Source organism: Nocardioides hungaricus (assembly GCF_054782915.1).
In genome coordinates this window covers 40,296-58,684 of the sequence record NZ_BAAGRO010000019.1, presented here as the reverse complement: position 1 = coordinate 58,684, position 18,389 = coordinate 40,296, and the positions used below count along the sequence as shown (strand labels likewise).

General features: G+C 71.4%; 21 protein-coding genes and 1 pseudogene. 8 read left to right on the top strand and 14 right to left on the bottom strand.

Going from position 1 to position 18,389, the window contains the following annotated elements; all coding sequences use genetic code 11:
- Positions 1–124 precede the first annotated feature (124 nt).
- Complete coding sequence (locus ACYVKX_RS07875; protein WP_460830974.1) at positions 125–1,228, bottom strand: BMP family lipoprotein; 1,104 nt, start codon at positions 1,226–1,228, stop codon at positions 125–127.
- A 126-nt stretch (positions 1,229–1,354) separates the two neighbouring features.
- On the opposite strand from ACYVKX_RS07875, the gene ACYVKX_RS07870 reads away from it, so the two are divergent.
- On the top strand, positions 1,355–1,762 hold the full coding sequence (locus tag ACYVKX_RS07870; protein ID WP_460830378.1) for a cytidine deaminase: 408 nt from the start codon (positions 1,355–1,357) through the stop codon (positions 1,760–1,762).
- Positions 1,759–3,066: a thymidine phosphorylase gene (locus tag ACYVKX_RS07865; RefSeq protein WP_460830375.1), complete on the top strand. Its 1,308-nt coding sequence runs from the start codon at positions 1,759–1,761 to the stop codon at positions 3,064–3,066. The genes ACYVKX_RS07870 and ACYVKX_RS07865 overlap by 4 nt, the downstream gene beginning before the upstream one ends.
- 129 nt (positions 3,067–3,195) lie before the next feature.
- On the opposite strand, the gene ACYVKX_RS07860 is transcribed toward ACYVKX_RS07865, so the two are convergent.
- On the bottom strand, positions 3,196–3,648 hold the full coding sequence (locus tag ACYVKX_RS07860; RefSeq protein WP_460830371.1) for a MaoC family dehydratase: 453 nt from the start codon (positions 3,646–3,648) through the stop codon (positions 3,196–3,198).
- Positions 3,649–3,685: 37 nt separating this feature from the next.
- Here ACYVKX_RS07860 and ACYVKX_RS07855 point away from each other — a divergent pair, with 37 nt between their 5' ends.
- Positions 3,686–4,789, top strand: coding sequence for an adenosine deaminase (locus tag ACYVKX_RS07855; protein WP_460830368.1), 1,104 nt, complete (start codon positions 3,686–3,688; stop codon positions 4,787–4,789).
- A complete protein-coding gene (locus tag ACYVKX_RS07850; protein ID WP_460830366.1) occupies positions 4,786–5,262 on the top strand; it encodes a DUF3592 domain-containing protein in 477 nt (158 codons plus the stop codon). Before ACYVKX_RS07855 ends, ACYVKX_RS07850 begins: the two co-directional genes overlap by 4 nt.
- Positions 5,263–5,306: 44 nt before the next feature.
- On the opposite strand, the gene ACYVKX_RS07845 is transcribed toward ACYVKX_RS07850, so the two are convergent.
- Genes ACYVKX_RS07845 through deoC form a run of 4 tightly spaced genes read right to left on the bottom strand, consistent with a single transcriptional unit; the run spans position 5,307 to position 9,033 of the window.
- Positions 5,307–5,732 (bottom strand): hypothetical protein, encoded by a 426-nt coding sequence (locus tag ACYVKX_RS07845; RefSeq protein ID WP_460830364.1) that lies wholly within the window; start codon positions 5,730–5,732, stop codon positions 5,307–5,309.
- Positions 5,729–6,601, bottom strand: coding sequence for an aldehyde dehydrogenase family protein (locus ACYVKX_RS07840; protein ID WP_460830360.1), 873 nt, complete (start codon positions 6,599–6,601; stop codon positions 5,729–5,731). The genes ACYVKX_RS07845 and ACYVKX_RS07840 overlap by 4 nt, the downstream gene beginning before the upstream one ends.
- The gene (locus tag ACYVKX_RS07835; protein ID WP_460830358.1) at positions 6,598–8,055 is read right to left on the bottom strand and encodes an aldehyde dehydrogenase family protein; all 1,458 of its coding nucleotides are present in this window, start codon (positions 8,053–8,055) and stop codon (positions 6,598–6,600) included. The genes ACYVKX_RS07840 and ACYVKX_RS07835 overlap by 4 nt, the downstream gene beginning before the upstream one ends.
- A 6-nt stretch (positions 8,056–8,061) precedes the next feature.
- Positions 8,062–9,033: a deoxyribose-phosphate aldolase gene (deoC, locus tag ACYVKX_RS07830; RefSeq protein WP_460830356.1), complete on the bottom strand. Its 972-nt coding sequence runs from the start codon at positions 9,031–9,033 to the stop codon at positions 8,062–8,064.
- Between the two features lie 52 nt (positions 9,034–9,085).
- Between deoC and ACYVKX_RS07825 the strand changes: the two genes are divergently transcribed.
- A complete protein-coding gene (locus tag ACYVKX_RS07825; protein WP_460830354.1) occupies positions 9,086–9,658 on the top strand; it encodes a hypothetical protein in 573 nt (190 codons plus the stop codon).
- 173 nt (positions 9,659–9,831) lie between these two features.
- On the opposite strand, the gene ACYVKX_RS07820 is transcribed toward ACYVKX_RS07825, so the two are convergent.
- The 3 genes and pseudogenes from ACYVKX_RS07820 to ACYVKX_RS07810 form a co-directional block, all read right to left on the bottom strand.
- Entirely contained in the window at positions 9,832–10,362 is a 531-nt protein-coding gene (locus ACYVKX_RS07820) for a hypothetical protein (RefSeq protein ID WP_460830351.1), read from the bottom strand.
- Entirely contained in the window at positions 10,359–10,862 is a 504-nt protein-coding gene (locus ACYVKX_RS07815; RefSeq protein WP_460830972.1) for a SigE family RNA polymerase sigma factor, read from the bottom strand. Before ACYVKX_RS07815 ends, ACYVKX_RS07820 begins: the two co-directional genes overlap by 4 nt.
- Before the next feature lie 207 nt (positions 10,863–11,069).
- Positions 11,070–11,545 (bottom strand): annotated as a pseudogene (locus ACYVKX_RS07810) (transposase); the annotation flags it as partial.
- 170 nt (positions 11,546–11,715) lie between these two features.
- On the opposite strand from ACYVKX_RS07810, the gene ACYVKX_RS07805 reads away from it, so the two are divergent.
- The gene (locus tag ACYVKX_RS07805; RefSeq protein WP_460830347.1) at positions 11,716–11,925 is read left to right on the top strand and encodes a hypothetical protein; all 210 of its coding nucleotides are present in this window, start codon (positions 11,716–11,718) and stop codon (positions 11,923–11,925) included.
- A 25-nt stretch (positions 11,926–11,950) separates the two neighbouring features.
- On the opposite strand, the gene ACYVKX_RS07800 is transcribed toward ACYVKX_RS07805, so the two are convergent.
- Both ACYVKX_RS07800 and ACYVKX_RS07795 read right to left on the bottom strand, forming a co-directional pair.
- Entirely contained in the window at positions 11,951–12,463 is a 513-nt protein-coding gene (locus ACYVKX_RS07800; RefSeq protein WP_460830343.1) for a DUF5956 family protein, read from the bottom strand.
- A gap of 8 nt (positions 12,464–12,471) precedes the next feature.
- Entirely contained in the window at positions 12,472–14,142 is a 1,671-nt protein-coding gene (locus ACYVKX_RS07795; protein WP_460830340.1) for a phospho-sugar mutase, read from the bottom strand.
- An 18-nt stretch (positions 14,143–14,160) separates the two neighbouring features.
- Between ACYVKX_RS07795 and ACYVKX_RS07790 the strand changes: the two genes are divergently transcribed.
- On the top strand, positions 14,161–14,610 hold the full coding sequence (locus ACYVKX_RS07790; protein ID WP_460830335.1) for an SRPBCC family protein: 450 nt from the start codon (positions 14,161–14,163) through the stop codon (positions 14,608–14,610).
- Here the strand turns inward: ACYVKX_RS07790 and ACYVKX_RS07785 are convergent.
- A complete protein-coding gene (locus ACYVKX_RS07785; protein ID WP_460830331.1) occupies positions 14,580–15,575 on the bottom strand; it encodes an aldo/keto reductase in 996 nt (331 codons plus the stop codon). The genes ACYVKX_RS07790 and ACYVKX_RS07785 overlap by 31 nt on opposite strands.
- A gap of 239 nt (positions 15,576–15,814) precedes the next feature.
- Between ACYVKX_RS07785 and ACYVKX_RS07780 the strand changes: the two genes are divergently transcribed.
- Positions 15,815–16,816: a Fic family protein gene (locus tag ACYVKX_RS07780; RefSeq protein WP_460830329.1), complete on the top strand. Its 1,002-nt coding sequence runs from the start codon at positions 15,815–15,817 to the stop codon at positions 16,814–16,816.
- Between the two features lie 44 nt (positions 16,817–16,860).
- On the opposite strand, the gene ACYVKX_RS07775 is transcribed toward ACYVKX_RS07780, so the two are convergent.
- Together ACYVKX_RS07775 and ACYVKX_RS07770 are read right to left on the bottom strand one after the other, a co-directional pair.
- Entirely contained in the window at positions 16,861–17,667 is an 807-nt protein-coding gene (locus tag ACYVKX_RS07775; RefSeq protein WP_460830324.1) for an NAD-dependent epimerase/dehydratase family protein, read from the bottom strand.
- 19 nt (positions 17,668–17,686) lie between these two features.
- On the bottom strand, positions 17,687–18,346 hold the full coding sequence (locus ACYVKX_RS07770; protein WP_460830322.1) for a biliverdin-producing heme oxygenase: 660 nt from the start codon (positions 18,344–18,346) through the stop codon (positions 17,687–17,689).
- Between the last annotated feature and the right edge of the window lie 43 nt (positions 18,347–18,389).

Below are 18,389 nucleotides of genomic sequence, written 5' to 3'. Positions count from 1 at the left end.
CGGCATCCTAGTGTCGGGGACGGGCCGGTTCCGGGCATTCCGAGCAGGACAGGGGGAGGCCGGCTGGGCCGGCCTCCCCCTGCCCGGTGCCGCGGTCGTCAGAGCGCTCCGCCCGTGGCCGGGCTCACGGGTTCAGGTACGAGTTGACCTTGATCGAGCCGTCGATGATCCCGGCCTTGATCTTGTCCAGCTCGCCCTTGAGCGTGTCGGAGACCTTGTCCTCGAAGTTGTGGAACGGCGCGATGCCGACGCCGCCGTTCTCCAGCGTGCCGACGTACGGCGTGAAGTCGAACTCGTCGTTGCCGGCGGCCATGATCGCCTCGTAGGTCGAGACCTTCATGTTCTTCAGGATCGAGGTGAGCACGACGTCCTGCGTCTTCGGGTCGGTCTGGTAGAAGTCCGCGTCCACGCCGAGCATCGCGACGTCCCTGCCGGAGTCGGCGATCGCGGTCAGCGCGCCCTGGTAGATCGGGCCACCGACCGGGAGGATCACGTCGACGTCCTGGTCGAGGAGCTGACGCGCGGTGTTGGTCGCGGTCTCGTTGGCCTCGAAGCCACCGGTGAAGGAGCCGTTCTTGCCGTTCCAGCCGACGACCTTGACGTCCTTGCCCTTCTGCTGGGCGTAGTACTCGGCGCCCTGCTTGAAGCCGTCCATGAAGATGGTCACCGTCGGGAAGGGCTGGCCGCCGTAGGTCCCGATGACACCGGTCTTGGTGTAGTCGGCGGCCGCGTAGCCGGCGAGGAACGCCGCCTGGGCGGTGTCGTAGAGCAGCGGCTTGATGTTCGCGACGTCGGGCTTGCCGTCGAAGGTCTGGCCGTCGTCGCCACCGTCGGCGGCGTCGTCGATGAGGACGTACTCGATGTCGGGGTTCGCGGCCGCGGACTCCTTGGTCGCGGCGGCGAGCGCGAAGCCGACGGTCACGATGACGTCGCAGCCCTCGGCGACCAGGTTCTCGAGGTTGGGCGCGTAGTCGTTCTCGCTGTTGGACTCGACGGCCTTGAAGTCGGTGCCGAGCTCGTCGGCGGCCTGCTTCACGCCCTCGTAGCTGAGCTGGTTGAACGACTTGTCGTCGAAGCCGCCCGCGTCGGAGACGATGCAGGGCAGGAAGTCCGAGGCCGCCGGGGTGCTGCCGGTGTTGTCGGTGGACTTCTCTGGCGCGTCGCCGCAGGCCGTCAGGGCGGATGCCGCGAGGAGCGCGACGAAGCCGCTCGCCGCGGCCTTCCTCATCTTGTTCACAGTTGCCTCCATGTTCCGGCCGTCCGGTACGGCGCGACAAGCGGTCACCGTACCGAATGTTCTCCGCCCGTCAGGGCCATCCGAGAGCAAGATTGGGTAACGGTTACGCTGACCCGCGTGACTGCTCCGGTCGCGGCCGCCGAGGCCGATTGGGCGGTGCTCCGCGCCGCCGCCGCCGAGGCGGCGGGCCACGCCTACGCGCCGTACTCCGGGTACCGCGTCGGTGCCGCGGCGCTCGCCGACGACGGACGGCTGCTGACGGGGTGCAACGTCGAGAACGCGGCGTACGGCGTCGTGCTGTGCGCCGAGTGCGGGCTGGTCAGCCAGCTGCACCTGACCGGGGGCGGGCGGCTCACGCACTTCGTCTGCGTGAACGGCGCGGGCGAGGTGATCATGCCGTGCGGGCGCTGCCGGCAGCTGCTGCACGAGAACGGCGGCCCGGACCTGCTGCTGATGACCGGCTCCGGTCTCCGGACGATGGCGCAGGTGCTGCCCGACGCGTTCGGGCCGGAGGACCTCGCGTGAGCCAGCCCCATGACGCCGTCGAGGTGATCGGCGCCAAGCGGGACCGGATCGAGCTGAGCGACGGCCAGATCGACTGGGTGGTCGACGCGTACACGCGCGGGGACGTCGCGGACGAGCAGATGTCCGCGCTGGCGATGGCGATCCTGCTCAACGGGATGAGCCGCCGCGAGATCTCCCGCTGGACGCGGGCGATGATCGCGTCGGGGGAGCGGATGGACTTCTCCTCGCTCTCGCGGCCGACCGCCGACAAGCACTCGACCGGGGGCGTCGGCGACAAGATCACGCTGCCGCTCGCGCCGCTGGTCGCCGCGTGCGGGGTCGCGGTGCCGCAGCTGTCTGGCCGCGGCCTCGGCCACACCGGCGGCACCCTCGACAAGCTGGAGTCGATCCCGGGCTGGCGGGCCGCGCTGTCGAACGAGGAGCTGCTCGCGCAGCTGGAGTCGGTCGGCGCGGTGGTCTGCGCGGCCGGCGACGGGCTGGCCCCGGCGGACAAGAAGCTCTACGCGCTGCGCGACGTCACCGGCACCGTGGAGGCGATCCCGCTGATCGCGTCCTCGATCATGTCCAAGAAGATCGCCGAGGGCACCGGCGCGCTGGTGCTCGACGTCAAGGTCGGCACCGGCGCCTTCATGAAGTCGCTCGACGAGGCGCGCGAGCTGGCCGAGACGATGGTCGCGCTCGGGCAGGACGCCGGCGTGCACACGGTCGCGCTGCTCACCGACATGTCGACGCCGCTCGGTCTCAGCGCGGGCAACGCGATCGAGGTCGCCGAGTCGGTCGAGGTGCTCGCCGGCGGGGGCCCGGCCGACGTGGTCGAGCTGACCCTGGCGCTCGCGCGGGAGATGCTGGCCGGCGCGGGTCGCGCGGATGTCGACCCGGCCGAGGCGCTGGCGTCGGGCCGCGCCATGGACGCATGGCGGGCGATGGTCTCCGCCCAGGGCGGCGACCCGGCCGCGCCCCTGCCGGTGGCGCGCGAGTCGCAGGTGGTGACCGCCCCCTCCTCCGGCGTACTCACTCGGCTGGACGCGCTGGCCGTCGGTCTCGCCGCCTGGCGCCTCGGCGCCGGCCGGGCCCGCAAGGAGGACCCGGTGCAGGCCGGCGCCGGCGTCGTCTGGCACGCCCGCCCCGGTGACGCCATCACCTCCGGAGACCCCCTCTTCACGCTGCTCACCGACGAGCCGGCCCGCTTCGACCGCGCCCTGGACTCCCTCGCCGGCGGCTACGACATCTCACCCATCTCGGACACCTCACTCGGGGGCACCCCGTTCACGCCGTCCCCGCTGCTCATCGACCGCGTGGGTTAGCGCGACTCGGCGCGTCTTGCCCGGCACAGAGCGCCGAGTCGGCGCGTCTTGCCCGCGCGCCTGTGGACAGCGTGGGCAAGTTGCGCCGACTCGGGGCTTCCTGGCGGGCAACTTGCGCCGAGTCGCGGCTCAGGGGAGGAGGAGTACGACGGTCTCCGCGACGCAGGCGGGCTTCGCCTCGCCCTCGATCTCGATGGTGTGGCTCAGCGTGACCTGGAGGCCGGAGGGGAGCTCGGCGACGTCGCCGATCGAGACGGTGGAGCGGATCCGGCTGCCGACGCGCACCGGGTTGGGGAACCGGACCCTGTTGGCGCCGTAGTTGAGCTTGGCGCCGGGGGTGTCGAAGGCGAAGACCTGGCCGCCGAGGAAGGGGATCAGCGAGAGCGTCAGGTACCCGTGCGCGATGGTGCCGCCGAACGGGCCGGCCGCGGAGCGCTCGACGTCGACGTGGATCCACTGGTGGTCGCCGGTGGCGTCGGCGAACGTGTTCACCCGGTCCTGGTCGACCCGGAGCCAGTCCGAGGTGCCGATCTCCTCGCCCTTCGCGGCGACGACCTCGTCGAGGGAGTTGAAGACGCGCATACGCGGCAACCTAGCGAACTCTGGGAGGATCGCGAGCATGACCCCGACCCTCGACCGGATCCGCCGGGCGCCCAAGGTCCTCCTGCACGATCACCTCGACGGCGGGCTGCGGCCGCAGACGATCATCGACCTCGCCGCCGAGGTCGGGCATGCGCTGCCGCAGGTCGAGGGGGCGCTGACGGCCGAGTCGCTGGGGCAGTGGTTCGCCGACGCCTCCGACAGCGGTTCGCTCGAGCGCTACCTGGAGACCTTCGAGCACACCGTGGCGGTCATGCAGACCCCGGGCGCGCTCACCCGGGTCGCCCGGGAGTGCGTCGAGGACCTCGCCGCGGACGGGGTCGTGTACGCCGAGGTCCGCTACGCCCCCGAGCAGCACGTGAGTCAGGGACTGAGCCTCGACGAGGTGGTCGCGGCCGTGCAGGAGGGCTTCGACGAGGGCGTCGCCGCTGTATCGGCGGCCGGCGAGCGGATCGTGGTCCGCCAGCTGCTGACCGCGATGCGCCACCGGGCGCGCTCGATGGAGATCGCCGAGCTCGCGGTCGCGTGGCGCGACCGCGGCGTGGCCGGGTTCGACATCGCCGGCGCCGAGGCGGGCTACCCGCCGACCCGGCACCTCGACGCCTTCGAGTACCTCCAGCGCGAGAACGCGCACTTCACGATCCACGCCGGTGAGGGCTTCGGGCTCCCGTCGATCTGGCAGGCGATCCAGTGGTGCGGCGCCGACCGGCTCGGCCACGGCGTCCGCATCATCGACGACATCACCGTGCGCGACGACGGCAGCGTCGAGCTGGGCCGCCTGGCGGCGTACGTCCGGGACAAGCGGATCCCGCTCGAGATGTGCCCGTGGTCCAACGTGCAGACCGGCGCCGCGACCTCGATCGCCGAGCACCCGATCGGGCTGCTGACGAGGCTCCGGTTCCGCGTCACGGTCAACACCGACAACCGGCTGATGAGCCGCACCTCGATGAGCCACGAGATGGCCTCGCTGGTGGAGGCGTTCGGCTACGGCCTCGAGGACCTGCGGTGGTTCACGATCAACGCGATGAAGTCCGCGTTCCTGCCCTTCGACGAGCGGCTCGCGATCATCGACGAGACCATCAAGCCCGGGTACGCCGCCCTGGCCGGTGGGGCCGCGTCGTGAGGATCCACTACGCCCCGACCGTCCTCCTGCTGGGGTCCGCGGTCGTCCTGCTGCTGGTGGCGCTGCTGCTCGTGCTCAAGGGTCGCGCCGTGCGGCACGCCGCCGCGAGCTTCCGCAGCCGCGCGGTCCACACCCGCGCGACCGTGGTCGCGCTGGAGGCGAAGGACCTCAGCCTCGGATCGGAGCCGGACACCCGCTACTTCCCGGTCGTGGCGTTCGTGCCGGAGGGCGCGGCGGAGCCGGTCGAGGCGCAGACGCTGACCGACGTACCCGCGCCGCCGCCGCGGGTCGGTGAGGAGATCGAGGTCGCCTACGACCCGGAGCGCCCCGACCGGGTCGACGTGGCGGCGACCGAGGGCGGGATCGAGGGCGCCGGGCGCACCTGGTTCCTGCTGGCCACCGGCGTGCTCGTGCTCGCGCTGGGCGTCGCCGCCGCGTGGCTGGTGCTCGTGTTCGTCGTCTGGACGAGCTGACCCGTCGATCGATCGCGCGGGCGAAGGCGCTCAGCCGGAGAGGATCAGCCGGGCAGGATCGCCCACCACGCGTGCCGCCAGCGGGCGGCCGACATCGGCACGGCCGCGCCGAGGGCGGGGTCGTAGACCACCGGCTCGCCGTCGTGCTCGCCGAGCACGAGCACGACGTGCCGGGGCAGCCACCGGCTGCCGAGGTAGACCGGCACCGGGTCCGGCAGCGCCGCGAGGACCTCCGCGCGGCGATAGCGGCGCACCCGGCCGCCCCGCCCCGTCATACGGAGCTCGCGGGCGATCGCCCACGGCGTCGTACCGAGTGCGCGCGGCCAGAGCCGGTTGAGTCGCCGGTGCGTCGCGAGCACGTCCTCGCGGAACCGCGGCCACGGCCCGGGCAGGCCCGCCCGGACCACGACCACGGACGGCCCGCAGGTGCGGGAGTCCGGCTGCCGCGGCCACCCGCCGGGCTCGCTCATACGCCGATCGGGTGCCAGACGGTCTTGATCTCCAGGAACGCCGTCATCGGCTCGAGCCCGGGGTCGAGCGTCCAGTCCGGCTCGGCGGCCGGCGCGCGGCGTACCCGCTTGAGGTTGTCGGCCGCCGCGATCTCGAGGTCGGTGGCGAGCGCGGTCTGGCCGGCGATGCCGGTGAGGTCGATCGCGTCGACGTCCATGTGCGCGGCCAGCCAGGGGCCGAGGGTCGCGGCGGAGCCGGTGAGGATGTTGACCACGCCGCCGGGCACGTCGGAGGTCGCGAGCACCTCGGCGAACGTCACCGCGGGCAGCGGCCGGTCGTACGACGACACCACGACCACCGTGTTGCCGGTGACGATCGCGGGCGCGACCACGCTGACCAGGCCGAGCAGGCTCGACTCCTGGGGCGCGAGGACGGCGACCACGCCGGTCGGCTCGGGCGTGGAGAGGTTGAAGAACGGGCCGGCCACCGGGTTGGCGTTGCCGACCACCTGGGTGATCTTGTCCGCCCAGCCGGCGTACCAGACCAGCCGGTCGATGGCCTCGTCGAGCGCCCTCTCGGCCTTGGCCGTCGACAGGCCCTCGGACCGGACGATCGCCTGCACGAACTGCGGGCGCCGGTCCTCCATCACCTCGGCGACGCGGTAGAGAATCTGGGCCCGGTTGTACGAGGACCGCTGGGCCCAGGGCCCCAACGCCTTCCTTGCTGCGAGGACCGCGTCGCGCGCGTCCTTGCGGGAGGCGAGGGCGGCGTTGGCCACGAACCTCCCCCTGCTGTCGGTCACCTCGTAGGAGTGGCCGGACTCGGAGCGGGGGAACGCGCCCCCGATGTAGAGCTTGTAGGTCTTGCGGACGTCGACGCGTGCAGTCACTTGAGGTAGGCCTCCAGACCGTGGCGGCCGCCCTCGCGGCCGTAGCCCGACTCCTGGTAGCCGCCGAACGGGCTGGTCGGGTCGAACTTGTTGAACGTGTTGGCCCACACCACCCCGGCGCGCAGCTGGTCGGCGATGGACAGGATCCGCGAACCCTTGTCGGTCCAGACCCCCGCGGAGAGGCCGTACGGCGTGTTGTTGGCCTTCTCGACCGCCTCGGCCGGCGTCCGGAAGGTCAGCACCGACAGCACCGGGCCGAAGATCTCCTCGCGGGCGATCCGGTGGGCCTGGGAGACGCCGGTGAACAGCGTCGGCGGGAACCAGAAGCCGTGCTGGGGCAGCTCGCACTCGGGCGACCAGCGCCCGGCGCCCTCCCCGGACCCGACCTCGGCCTCGCCGATCTCTACCAGCTCCCGGATGCGGGCGAGTTGCAGGTGAGAGTTGATCGCGCCGATGTCGGTGTTCTTGTCCAGCGGGTCGCCCACGCGCAGCGTGGACATCCGGCGCTTGAGCCTGGCCAGCAGCTCCTCGGCGATCGACTCCTGCACGAGCAGACGCGAGCCGGCGCAGCAGACGTGGCCCTGGTTGAAGAAGATGCCGTCGACGATGCCCTCGACCGCCTGGTCGAGCGGGGCGTCGTCGAAGACGATGTTCGCGGCCTTGCCGCCGAGCTCGAGGGTCACCCTCTTGTCGGTGCCGGCGACCGTGCGGGCGATCGCCTTGCCGACCTCGGTCGAGCCGGTGAAGGCGACCTTGTCGATGCCCGGGTGGCCCACGAGCGCCTGGCCGGTCGCGCCGGCGCCGGTGACGATGTTGACGACGCCGGCCGGAAGGTCGGCCTGCTGGCAGATCTCGGCGAACAGCAGCGCCGTCAGGGGCGTGGTCTCGGCGGGCTTGAGCACCACGGTGTTGCCGCACGCCAGCGCGGGCGCGATCTTCCACGCCAGCATCAGCAGCGGGAAGTTCCACGGGATCACCTGGCCGGCGACACCGAGCGGCTGCGGGTCGGTGCCGCGTGCCCCGGAATTCGGCAGGGCGTACTGAAGCTTGTCGGCCCAGCCGGCGTAGTAGAAGAAGTGCGCGGCGGCGGTCGGGACGTCGACGTCGCGGGACTCCCTGATCGGCTTGCCGTTGTCGAGCGACTCCAGGACGGCGAGCTCGCGGCCGCGCTCCTGGACGATCCGCGCGATCCGGTAGAGGTACTTGGCGCGCTCGCGGCCCGGCATCCTCGACCAGACCCTGTCGTAGGCCCCGCGGGCGGCCTTGACCGCGGCGTCGACGTCGGCCTCGTCGGCCTCGGCGACCTCGGCGAGGACCTCCTCGGTGGCGGGACTGATCGTCTTGAAGCTCTTGCCGTGGCCGTCGACGAACTCGCCGTCGACGAACAGCCCGTACGACGGCTTGATGTCGACGATGCTGCGCGACTCGGGTGCTGGGGCATATTCGAAAGTCATGGGGGATCAGTCCAGCGTGAAGTAGTCGGGGCCGGAGTAGCGGCCGGTCCGCATCCTGGAGCGCTGCATCAGCAGGTCGTTGAGCAGCGTGGAGGCCCCGAAGCGGAACCGGCCCGGGTCCAGCCAGTCGGGACCGGCGACCTCGTTGACCATCACGAGGTACTTGATCGCGTCCTTCGCCGTACGGATGCCGCCCGCCGGCTTCACGCCGATCATCGTGCCGGTCTGCTCGCGGAAGTCGCGGACCGCCTCGAGCATGACCAGCGTGACCGGCAGGGTCGCGGCCGGCTGCACCTTGCCCGTGGAGGTCTTGATGAAGTCGCCGCCGGCCAGCATCGCCAGCCAGCTCGCCCGGCGTACGTTGTCGTAGGTCTGGAGCTCACCGGTCTCGAAGATGACCTTCAGATGTGCGCTCTCCCCATTCTTCTGGCGACACGCCTCCTTGACCGCGACGATCTCCTCGAAGACCTGCAGGTAGCGGCCCGAGAGGAATGCGCCGCGGTCGATCACCATGTCGATCTCGTCGGCGCCGGCCTCGACCGCGTCGCGGGTGTCGGCGAGCTTGATGTCGAGGGCCGCGCGGCCGCTCGGGAACGCCGTGGCGACGGCCGCGACGTGCACGCGGTCGCCGACGACCTCGCGCACCGGAGCCACCAGGTCGGCGTACACGCAGACCGCGGCGACCGACGGGCAGGTCGGGTCGGCCGGGTCGGGGCGCATCGCCTTGGCGGCGAGCGCACGCACCTTGCCCGGGGTGTCCTGGCCCTCCAGCGTGGTCAGGTCGACCATGCGGATCGCCAGGTCCAGGGCGAACTCCTTCGCGGTGGTCTTGATGGAGCGGGTCCCGAGACCGGCCGCGCGCGCCTCCGCGCCGACCTGGTCCACGCCGGGCAGCCCGTGCAGGAAGCGCCGCAGCGAGGTCTCGGACCCGGTGACGTCGTCGAACGTCGAGCCGAGGAGGGTGGACGTGCTGCTCACCGACCCAGCATAGGGTTGTGCGCGCACCGCGCCACAACCCAGGAGACGCCCCATGGCCCCCGCCGTCAGCGAACGGTTCCACGCGACCAACGGACAGGTCAGCGGGTACGTCGGACTGGCCTTGACCCTCGGCATCCTGGCCCTCGCCGTACTCCCCTGGGAGACCGGGCGGCCCCTCGGCGTCGCCATCCTGGCCGTCCTCGGCACCCTCCTCGTGTGGTGCGCGATGCTGCGGCCCGCGCTCTGGGCGACCGAGCGCACGCTGGTCATGCGCGGCATGTTCCATACCGAGGAGATCCCGCTCGGCTCGATCGACCGGGTCGCGGTCTCGCAGGTGACGGCGGTCAGCGCCGGCGGCCGGCGCTACCTGTCCCCGGTCGTCGGCTACACCGCCCGCCAGAAGATCCGGACCCGGCGGCGCAGCGCCCGCGGCGACGCGATCGACCCGACCGCGCAGGACACCTACCAGCTGTACGTCGAGGAGCGGATCACCCAGCTCGCCCAGGAGGACCGGGAGCGGTTCGGCCCGACCGATGCGGGCGTGCGGCGTACCTGGGCCTGGCCGGAGATCGTCGGCTGTGTGGTGCTCGTGATCGCGTTCCTGGTCTGGCTGCTGGCCCTCTGAGTGCCGTCGCACCTGATCTGTCCGCGGGCCGACTCGGCACACCGGCCGACTCGCACCGGGCCGTCATGTCGTTGTCGAACATCTCCACCGACTCCCGCTCGGAGGCACGTGGTGAAGCGAGGCTGCAGGCGTCTGAGAGGTTCCGTCCGTGTTCGCACCAATCCGCACGTCCGCTACTTGAGACCGATGGTCTCCCCGGCGCATCCCGAGACGGCCGAGGGACGCCATCTGGATTCGTACTTCGCGACCGTGACCACCGCGCGCGTTGTGCCGTCACGCCGGATCAACGCGATCTCGGCTTCGCCGTTGGTGGTCGTGGCGCGGGCTTCGCTGGCGCTTTCCCCGTCTTGGAGCATTCCTGACACCGCCTCCTGTGCTGACGTGTAGCCGTCGGGTCCGAAGTCGATAGATACGTCGTCGCGGGAGATTCCCGGGGGACAGTCGAGGACGAAGGGATCATCGCTGATCACGTCGCCCGTAGCTCGAGTCTGTGCCGAGGTGACAGGTTGTGTCGCAGACCCCCCGTTGTCCGGGAGGACCCGAACCACAGCAAGAGCGGCGGCTGCAAGCGCGATGACCACGGCTCCCGTCATCAGCCCGCGATGGCGATGAGACCGGGTGACGAGAGCGTCGATCGTCGGCGGAGGCGCGATTGTGGGTGACTGCGCTACTTGCTTCAATTCGTCGGCCAGGTTCCGGTTCATGCTTCCTCCTGTACATGGATGTGGCCGGACAGATAGAGGCGCCGGAGATCCTCCATCCCCCGTGCTGTCCGGCTCTTGACGGTCCCCAAGGGTGTGCCGAGTAGCGTGGCGATCTCCGGTTCGGTGAGATCGTGAAAGAACTTCAAGACCAAGACGGCGCGGCGCTCAGCCGGCACCCGGCGCAAGGCTGCGCGCAGGTCCAGGCCATCGGTGGAGTCGTCGCTCGAGCCCGCCCTGTCTTCGGGGAGGTCCCCGACCGGTTGTTCACCCCACCAGCGACGTCTCCGCGACCGTCGAAATCGGTTCAGGAGACTTCGGTAGACATAGCCGTCGGGGTCACCCGCGGCCGAAACCCGGTCCCATCGTCGGTAGAGATCAGCCAACGTGGTCTGCACAAGATCCTCGGCATCCGGAACCGCGCATCCCATCAGGTAGGCAGAACGCACCAGGCTCGTCCACCTGGCTGCCACGTACGCCTCAAACTCCGCGTCAGTCCCGATGGCTCCGTACCTTTCGCTGGCGTCAACGCTGGTCCGGCGCCCGTCTTGGGGGCGCATAACTCTCGCGTACAGCCTTCTCTCTGTAGTAGAGGCCCTGGACAGGCCGAATGGTTCCAAGGATCTCCTGAGCTTCATTGGAGCTTCGGAGCAATCCGGCGAACCTCAGGTCGCCTCGCGTGGTGCAGCCGGCAATCCCGGCCGTCAACGTCACAGTCCCGCTCCAGTGAAGCGGGCATGTCTGGCTGACCGGACCGGGCGCGAGGAACGTTCAAGACCTGAGGATCGGCGTGTCATGCGACTTGCTGACCACCTCCTGACTCGTCGTGCGACGAGTTTGCCGTTGTTGAACGTGGCGCCGGCGCGGACCAGCGCGACCAGGTGTGGCGCGTCGACCGCTCCCCACGCTGCTGGGCGGACTCGATGAGCTTGAACGCCATCGCGACGCAGGCAGTGCGAGCCGGGTCCCTTGGTGACGCGCTGGCGGAGTCTGACGGTGGCGAAGGTGGACTCGATCGGGTTGGTCGTCCGCAGGTAGATCCAGTGCTCGCCGGGACAGCGGTCGAAGGCGAGCAGCACGTCGAGGTCCTCGGTAACCTGGCGACCGTCTGGGGCCACCTAACGTAGTCAGTGGCGAGGCTGCAAGCAGCTCGCTCGGCGTGCTCCTTGTCTTCGGCGTTCCAGATTGGAATCCGGAACGATCCGCTCGTTTGACGATGCGTGGCGATGCCCGTGCGCGTCGCGCGGCTAGGGGGTGGCCAGCGCGCTGGTGCCGATGGCGCCGACCGGGTCGATGACCTTATCGGTGATCACGTGGGCGGCCTGAACCACCTGGTCGCGTGCGGCCTGCCAGGCGATGGCCAGACTGGCCCGGTCGGGATCGAGGTCATGTTGGGCTGCGGCGGCATCGGCGATAGCCGAGGAGCGGATCACCCAGCTCGCCCGGGAGGACCGGGAGCGGTTCGGCCCGACCGATGCGGGCGTGCGGCGTACCTGGGCCTGGCCGGAGATCGTCGGCTGCGTGGTGCTCGTGATCGCGTTCCTGGTCTGGCTGCTGGCCTTCTGAGCCGTTCGGGGCGCGTGCAGAAGCCTCAGCGGCCGGCGGGCATGTCCTGGACGGTCCGGACGGCGACGTCGGTGAACTGCCGGGACGTCCGCACGGGAACTCCCGCGGCCCTGGCGCGTCTGCGGATCTCGCCGAGCACGTCCTCCACGGTCCACCGCGACTCCGCCGGGACCCGCAGCAGCCACACCCTGTCCGCGGGCCGACTCGGGACACCGGCCGACTCGCACAGGGCCGCCATGTCGTTGTCGAACATCTCCACCGACTCCCGGTCGGCCACCACGAGCCGGCCGGGTCCGCCGTCGACGAACTCCTCGCTGTAGTGCGTGCTGCGGTCGTGGACCCAGATGCGGTGCTCGCGTGGCCACACCGCGGGCAGGAACGCGAACAGCGGCGCCTCAGGTGCCAACTGCCAGCCGTCGGCCAGCAGCGCGCGCACCTCCGGGAGGTCGGGAGCCGACTGCGAGGTGGGCTCTCGAGAGCTCGACGGCGACGGCGGGTCGTCGTTCCAGTCGGGAAGGTCGGGGTATCGCTCGGTCACGGTCGTCTTCAGAGGCCGGCGGCGGCCCGGATGCCGTCGCGGAGGGCGTCGAGGCGGCCGGCGGCGGCGATCCGGGCGGCGTCGACACCGTCGGCCCCCTCGGGACCGTTCTCGGGGGGTACGGGGACGACCACCTCGAGGTAGCACTTGAGCTTGGGCTCGGTGCCGCTGGGGCGGACGATGACGCGGGCGCCGTCGGCGAGGCGGTAGCGCAGGCCGTCGGTCGGGGGCAGCGAGGGGCTGCCGAGGGCGAGGTCGTCGACCGCCTCGACCGCGAGGCCGCCGAGCGAGGCGGGCGGGGAGGTCCGGAGGCGGGTCATCGCGGCGGCGATCTCGCCGAGGTCGGTGACCCGGACGGAGAGCTGGTCGGTGGCGTGCAGGCCGTGCTCGCGGGCGAGGTCGTCGAGCAGGTCGACGAGCGTCCGCCCGGCCGCCTTGAGCGACGCGGCGAGCTCGCAGAGCAGCAGCAGCGCGGAGACGCCGTCCTTGTCCCTCACGTGCTCGGGGTCGACGCAGTAGCCCAGCGCCTCCTCGTAGCCGTAGGCCAGGTCGTCGATCCTGCCGATCCACTTGAAGCCGGTGAGCGTCTCGGCGTACGGCCGGCCCGCCGCGGCGGCCAGCTTCTCGAGCAGCGAGGACGAGACGATGCTGCACGCGTAGGTGCCCGGCTTGCCCCGGGCCAGCAGCGCGTGCGCGAGCAGCGCGCCGACCTCGTCGCCGCGGAGCATCCGCCACCCGTGCGGGCCGGGTACGGCGGCGGCGCAGCGGTCGGCGTCCGGGTCGTTGGCGACCACCAGGTCGGCGCCGCGCTCGTCGGCGAGCGCCATCGCGAGGTCCATCGCGCCCGGCTCCTCCGGGTTGGGGAACGCGACGGTCGGGAAGTCCGGGTCCGGCTGCTCCTGCTGCTCCACGACCGCGGGCTCGCGGAACCCGGCCGCCTCGAGCACCCGCAGCACCGTCGTACCCCCGACGCCGTGCAGCGGCGTGTAGACCAGGTCGAGGTCGCGCGGGCCGTCGACGGCGAGGTCGGCGACCGTGTCGAGGTAGCGGTCCACGATCTCCTCGTCGAGCACCTTCCCCGAGGAGCCGCGCGGCACCTCGGGGACCGCGCCCACCGCGGCGATCCGCGACGCGATGTCGCCGTCGGCGGGCGGCACGATCTGGCTGCCGTCGCCGAGGTAGACCTTGTAGCCGTTGTCCTGCGGCGGGTTGTGGCTCGCGGTCACCATCACGCCGGCCGCGCAGCCGAGCTCGCGGATCGCGAACGCCAGCACCGGCGTCGGCAGCGGCCGGGGGAGGAGGTACGCCGTCAGCCCGGCCCCGCTCATCACCTCGGCCGTGTCGCGGGCGAAGACGTCGGAGTTGTGTCGCGCGTCGTACCCGATCACGACCGAGCCGCGCTCGTGCCCGGTGTCGCGGAGGTACGCCGCCAGCCCGGCCGCCGCGCGGGTCACGACGACCCGGTTCATCCGGTTGGGGCCGGCGCCGAGCGCGCCGCGCAGGCCCGCCGTGCCGAACTCCAGCGTCCCCGCGAAGCGGTCGGCGAGATCCTCCCCGGCAGCGTGGCCAGCGTCGCCGCCGGCCTCCACCGCCGCGATCAGCCGCTCGAGCTCGGCGCGGGTCTGCGGGTCGGGGTCGTCGGCGGCCCAGGCCCGCGCGGCGGTGAGGAGTTCGGTCATGGGGGGCACGATACGAGGATGCGCGCCTCCTTCGCCTTCTCCGGCACCTGGGACCTGCCCGCGCCCATGGCAGACGTGCACGCGGTGCTGGTCGACCTCGAGCGCTACCCGGAGTGGTGGCCCCAGGTGGTGGCGGTCGCCTCGCTCGGGCCGGACGACGCGCGGGTGCTCTGCCGATCCGCGCTGCCCTACACCCTCGACCTGCTGCTGCACGCCGTCGATCGCTCGCCGGGCCGGCTCGAGGTCGCGCTGTCCGGCGACCTCGAGGGATCGGTGCGGTTTCGGCTGTCAGCAGCCGAAACCCACGGCACTCGCCTCGACCTCGCCCAGCAGGTCACCGTCGGCGGCCTGCTGGGCGCGGCGTCGTACGTCGCCCGCCCGATGCTCCGGTGGAACCACCACCGGATGATGGCCGGCTGCGTCGCCGGCCTGCGGCGTCAGCTGTCGATCGTGGACATGTCGCCGTAGCGGTCGCCCACCACGGAGCCGCGCGGCACGGCCTCCTCGAGCGCCCGCAGGTCGTCGTCGGTGAGCGCGACGTCGGCCGCGGCGACGTTCTCCTCGAGGTACCTGACCCGCTTGGTGCCCGGGATCGGCGCGACGTCGTCGCCCTGGGCGAGCACCCACGCCAGCGCGAGCTGGCCGGGCGTGCAGCCCAACTCGTCGGCGATCGCGCGGATCGCGTCGACCAGCCGGAGGTTCGCCCGCAGGCCCTCGCCGTTGAGCCGCGGGAAGTACGCCGAGCGGCGCGAGTCGCCCTCGTCGAGCGACTCCTCGGAGGTGATGGCGCCGGTGAGGACGCCGCGGCCGAGCGGGGAGTAGGGCACGAGCCCGATGCCGAGCTCGCGGATCGTCGGCAGGATCTCGTCCTCGAGGTCGCGGGTGAACAGCGAGTACTCGGTCTGCAGCGCGGTGATCGGATGCACCGCGTGCGCGCGGCGGATGGTCTCGGGGGATGCCTCGGAGAGGCCGAGGTGCCGCACCTTGCCGGCCTCGACGAGCTCCCTCATCGCGCCGACGGTCTCCTCGATCGGGACGGTCTGGTCGACGCGGTGCTGGTAGTAGAGGTCGATGTGGTCGACGCCGAGCCGCTGGAGCGAGGCGTCGCATGCGGAGCGGACGTACTCGGGCCTTCCGTTGATCCCGACCCGGGTGCCGTCGGGGAGCCGCTCGTTGCCGAACTTGGTCGCGAGCCGGACCTCGTCGCGGTGGCCGGCGATCGCCTTGCCGACCAGCTGCTCGTTGGTGAACGGGCCGTACATGTCGGCGGTGTCGAGGAAGGTGACGCCGAGGTCGAGGGCGCGATGGATGGTCGCGATCGCCTCGCCCTCGTCGCGCCCGCCGTAGAACTCCGACATGCCCATGCAGCCGAGGCCGAGGGCGGAGACGGTGAGCGGGGAGGTGGTGCCGAGGGTGCGTTGCTGAAGGGTCATGGCCCCACTCAAGCGCAGGCCCCCAAACCCAGGACCGGATGAGCTCGGCGTGGCGGATCCGCCGGTGCCTTCGAGGCCGGCACCTTCCTGCGCCCGGACTGCCCGGACCTCCAATGGAACCGGCTAAACGTACTAAGGTAGTGACCTCTTAGCATGTTTAGGCGATTTCATTGGGAGGTTCGGTGCTGTCGATCTCGTCGGTGGATCGGATCCTCGAGTCGATCCCGAGCGGACTCGTCATGCGTCTGAGCAGGATCGACGTGGGCCGCGGTCGCGAGGAGCTGTTCCGCAACCAGCTCCCTGCCCTCCTGACCGAGCTCTCGTCGCGCGCCCGGGTGGCGTCGATCACCGCGTCCAGCGCGCTCGAAGGTGTCGTGGTTCCCGACCGGGCGCGCGCGGCGCAGATCATCGACGGCAAGGCCACCACCTTGCGAAACCGCAGCGAGCAGGAGCTCGCCGGCTACCGGGCCGCCCTGGACTACCTCTTCACCGAAGACTGGCGCCCACTCAACGTGGGCCTGCTCTTGCACCTGCACCGCAAGCTCTTCGAGTACACAGAGCTCTCCGGTGGGGCCCTCAAGGTCGGCGACAACCTCGTGGTGGACCGCTCCCCTGACGGCACCCAGGAGGTGCGGTTCGTCCCTGTGCCGGCCGCCCGAACGGAGTTCTACGTCACCGAGCTGATCGCCCGGTACGACGAGGAGCTCGAGAAGCACGAGCACCATCCGATCCTGCTGATCGGCCTGTTCGTCCTGGACCTACTCACGATCCACCCGTTCGAGGACGGGAACGGCCGGGTCGTGCGCGCGCTGACGAACGCGCTCCTCGCGGATGCCGGCTACGGCGCCGGCCAGTACGTCTCGCTGGAGCAGCTGATCGCCACCACCGCCGACGACTACTACGCCGCGCTGCTCGCCTCCACCCACGGTTGGCACGAGCAGGAGCACGACCCGTGGCCGTGGCTGAGCTACTTCGTCACCACGCTGTCCTCGGCATACGAGACGTTCGAGCTGCGTGCAGCGTCCGACCGGTCCTCCGGCACCAAGCAGGGCCGCGTCCGCGAGTACGTGCTCCACCACGCCCCGATGCTGTTCAGGATCGGTGACGTTCGGGTCGCGCTGCCCGGCATCAGTGACCAGACGATCCGCCTGGAGCTGACCGCGATGAGGGACGACGGGCTGATCTCACCCGAAGGCACGGGCCGGGGTGCCAGGTGGCGTCGACACCCTCAGGAGCGGTGAGCGGCCAGCGGTCTTCACACTTCCGTCAGTGCTCGCCGCCGAGCTCAGGACCGGTCCAGCGCCGGCTGCTCGTACGCCGCCGTGGCGAACGGCCCGCCGACGTACGCCGCCTCCGCCTCGTCGCCGGGATCGGCGGCGACCTGGGCGGCGAACTCCTCGGCGTCGTCCAGCGGCTCGTAGCCGAGCGCCCGGCCCGGCTCGAGGTCCCACCAGGCGCGGGTGTTGGCGGAGATGCCGTAGAGGACCGCGAAGCCCGGCGCGGTCGCGGTGAGCGCGGCCTCGACCATCCGCACGCAGTCGTCGTGGGAGAGCCAGGTCGACAGGTGGCGCACGGACTCGGGCTGCTCGAGGAACGACCCGATCCGGCAGGCCACGGCGTCGATGCCGTAGCGGTCGGCGTACAGGCTCAGCACCGCCTCGGCGGCGACCTTGCCGACGCCGTAGAACGTGTCCGGGCGGGGCTGGGCGTCGACCCCCACGAGCTCGCCGTCCGCGGGGCGCGGCGTCCGGCCGACCGCGTGGTTGGAGGACGCGTACACGAGCCGGCCGACGTCGTGCTCGACCATCGCGTCCAGCAGGGCCGCGGTGGTGACGACGTGCGAGGTCAGCGAGTCGGGGAGGCTCGCCTCGTCCGGGTGGCCGGCGAGGTGCACGACGGCGTCGACGGACTCCTCGTCGAAGACCGCGGCTACCGCGTCGGCGTCCGCGCAGTCGACCGAGTACCACGTGCTGTCGGTGCCGTCGGGCTGCGGCACCCGGTCGAGGCCGACCACGGTGTGGCCGCGGTCGGCGAGGCCGACGGTGACGACGCGCCCGATGCTGCCGGCCGCGCCGGTGACGAGAACCCTCACACAGCGAAGGCTATCCACCTCAGCGGCGGTAGGCGTCCAGGCTCCGGGCGAGCTCGGCGAAGAGCGCCTGGTTGAGCCGGAAGGCGACCTTGACCTCGTCGACGACGCGGGCGATGTCGGCCTCGGAGAGGCCGAGCGCGTCGAGGCGGGCGCGGTAGCCGTCCTTGTACGGCTTCGGCTTCGGGATCTCGGCGAAGTCGTAGAAGGCGATGCCGGAGCCGTCGAGCTCGAAGGTGCGGTCGAGGATCCGGCCGATCGCCTGGCCGCCGGAGAGGTCGCCGAGGTAGCGGGTGTAGTGGTGCGCGGCGAGCAGGCCGCCCCACGCGCCGGCCGCGAGGACGCGCTCGCGGTACGCCGCCGCGGCCGGCGACTCGACGGTGCGGGGCCCGCCGGGGAGCCAGTGGTCGAGGTCGGCGTCGATGGCGGCGAGCCGCTCCAGCGCCGGGTCGGCGACCGCGGCGACGATCGGGTCGGCGGCGTGGGCGCGGACGGTCTCCTCCATGGCCGCATAGACCGTGCGCAGGCGCAGCAGGTAGGCGGCGTACCCCTGCTCGTCGACCCGGCCGGCGAGCAGCTCGGACATGAAGGCGGAGTCCTCCGCGGCCTGGTGCTCGGCCAGCGAGCCCTCCCGCATCGCGGTGGACAGCGACAGACGGGTGCTCTCGTCGAGAACGGTCATCGGATCTCCAGTGCTCGGGGTACGGGACTGATGATGACAGATT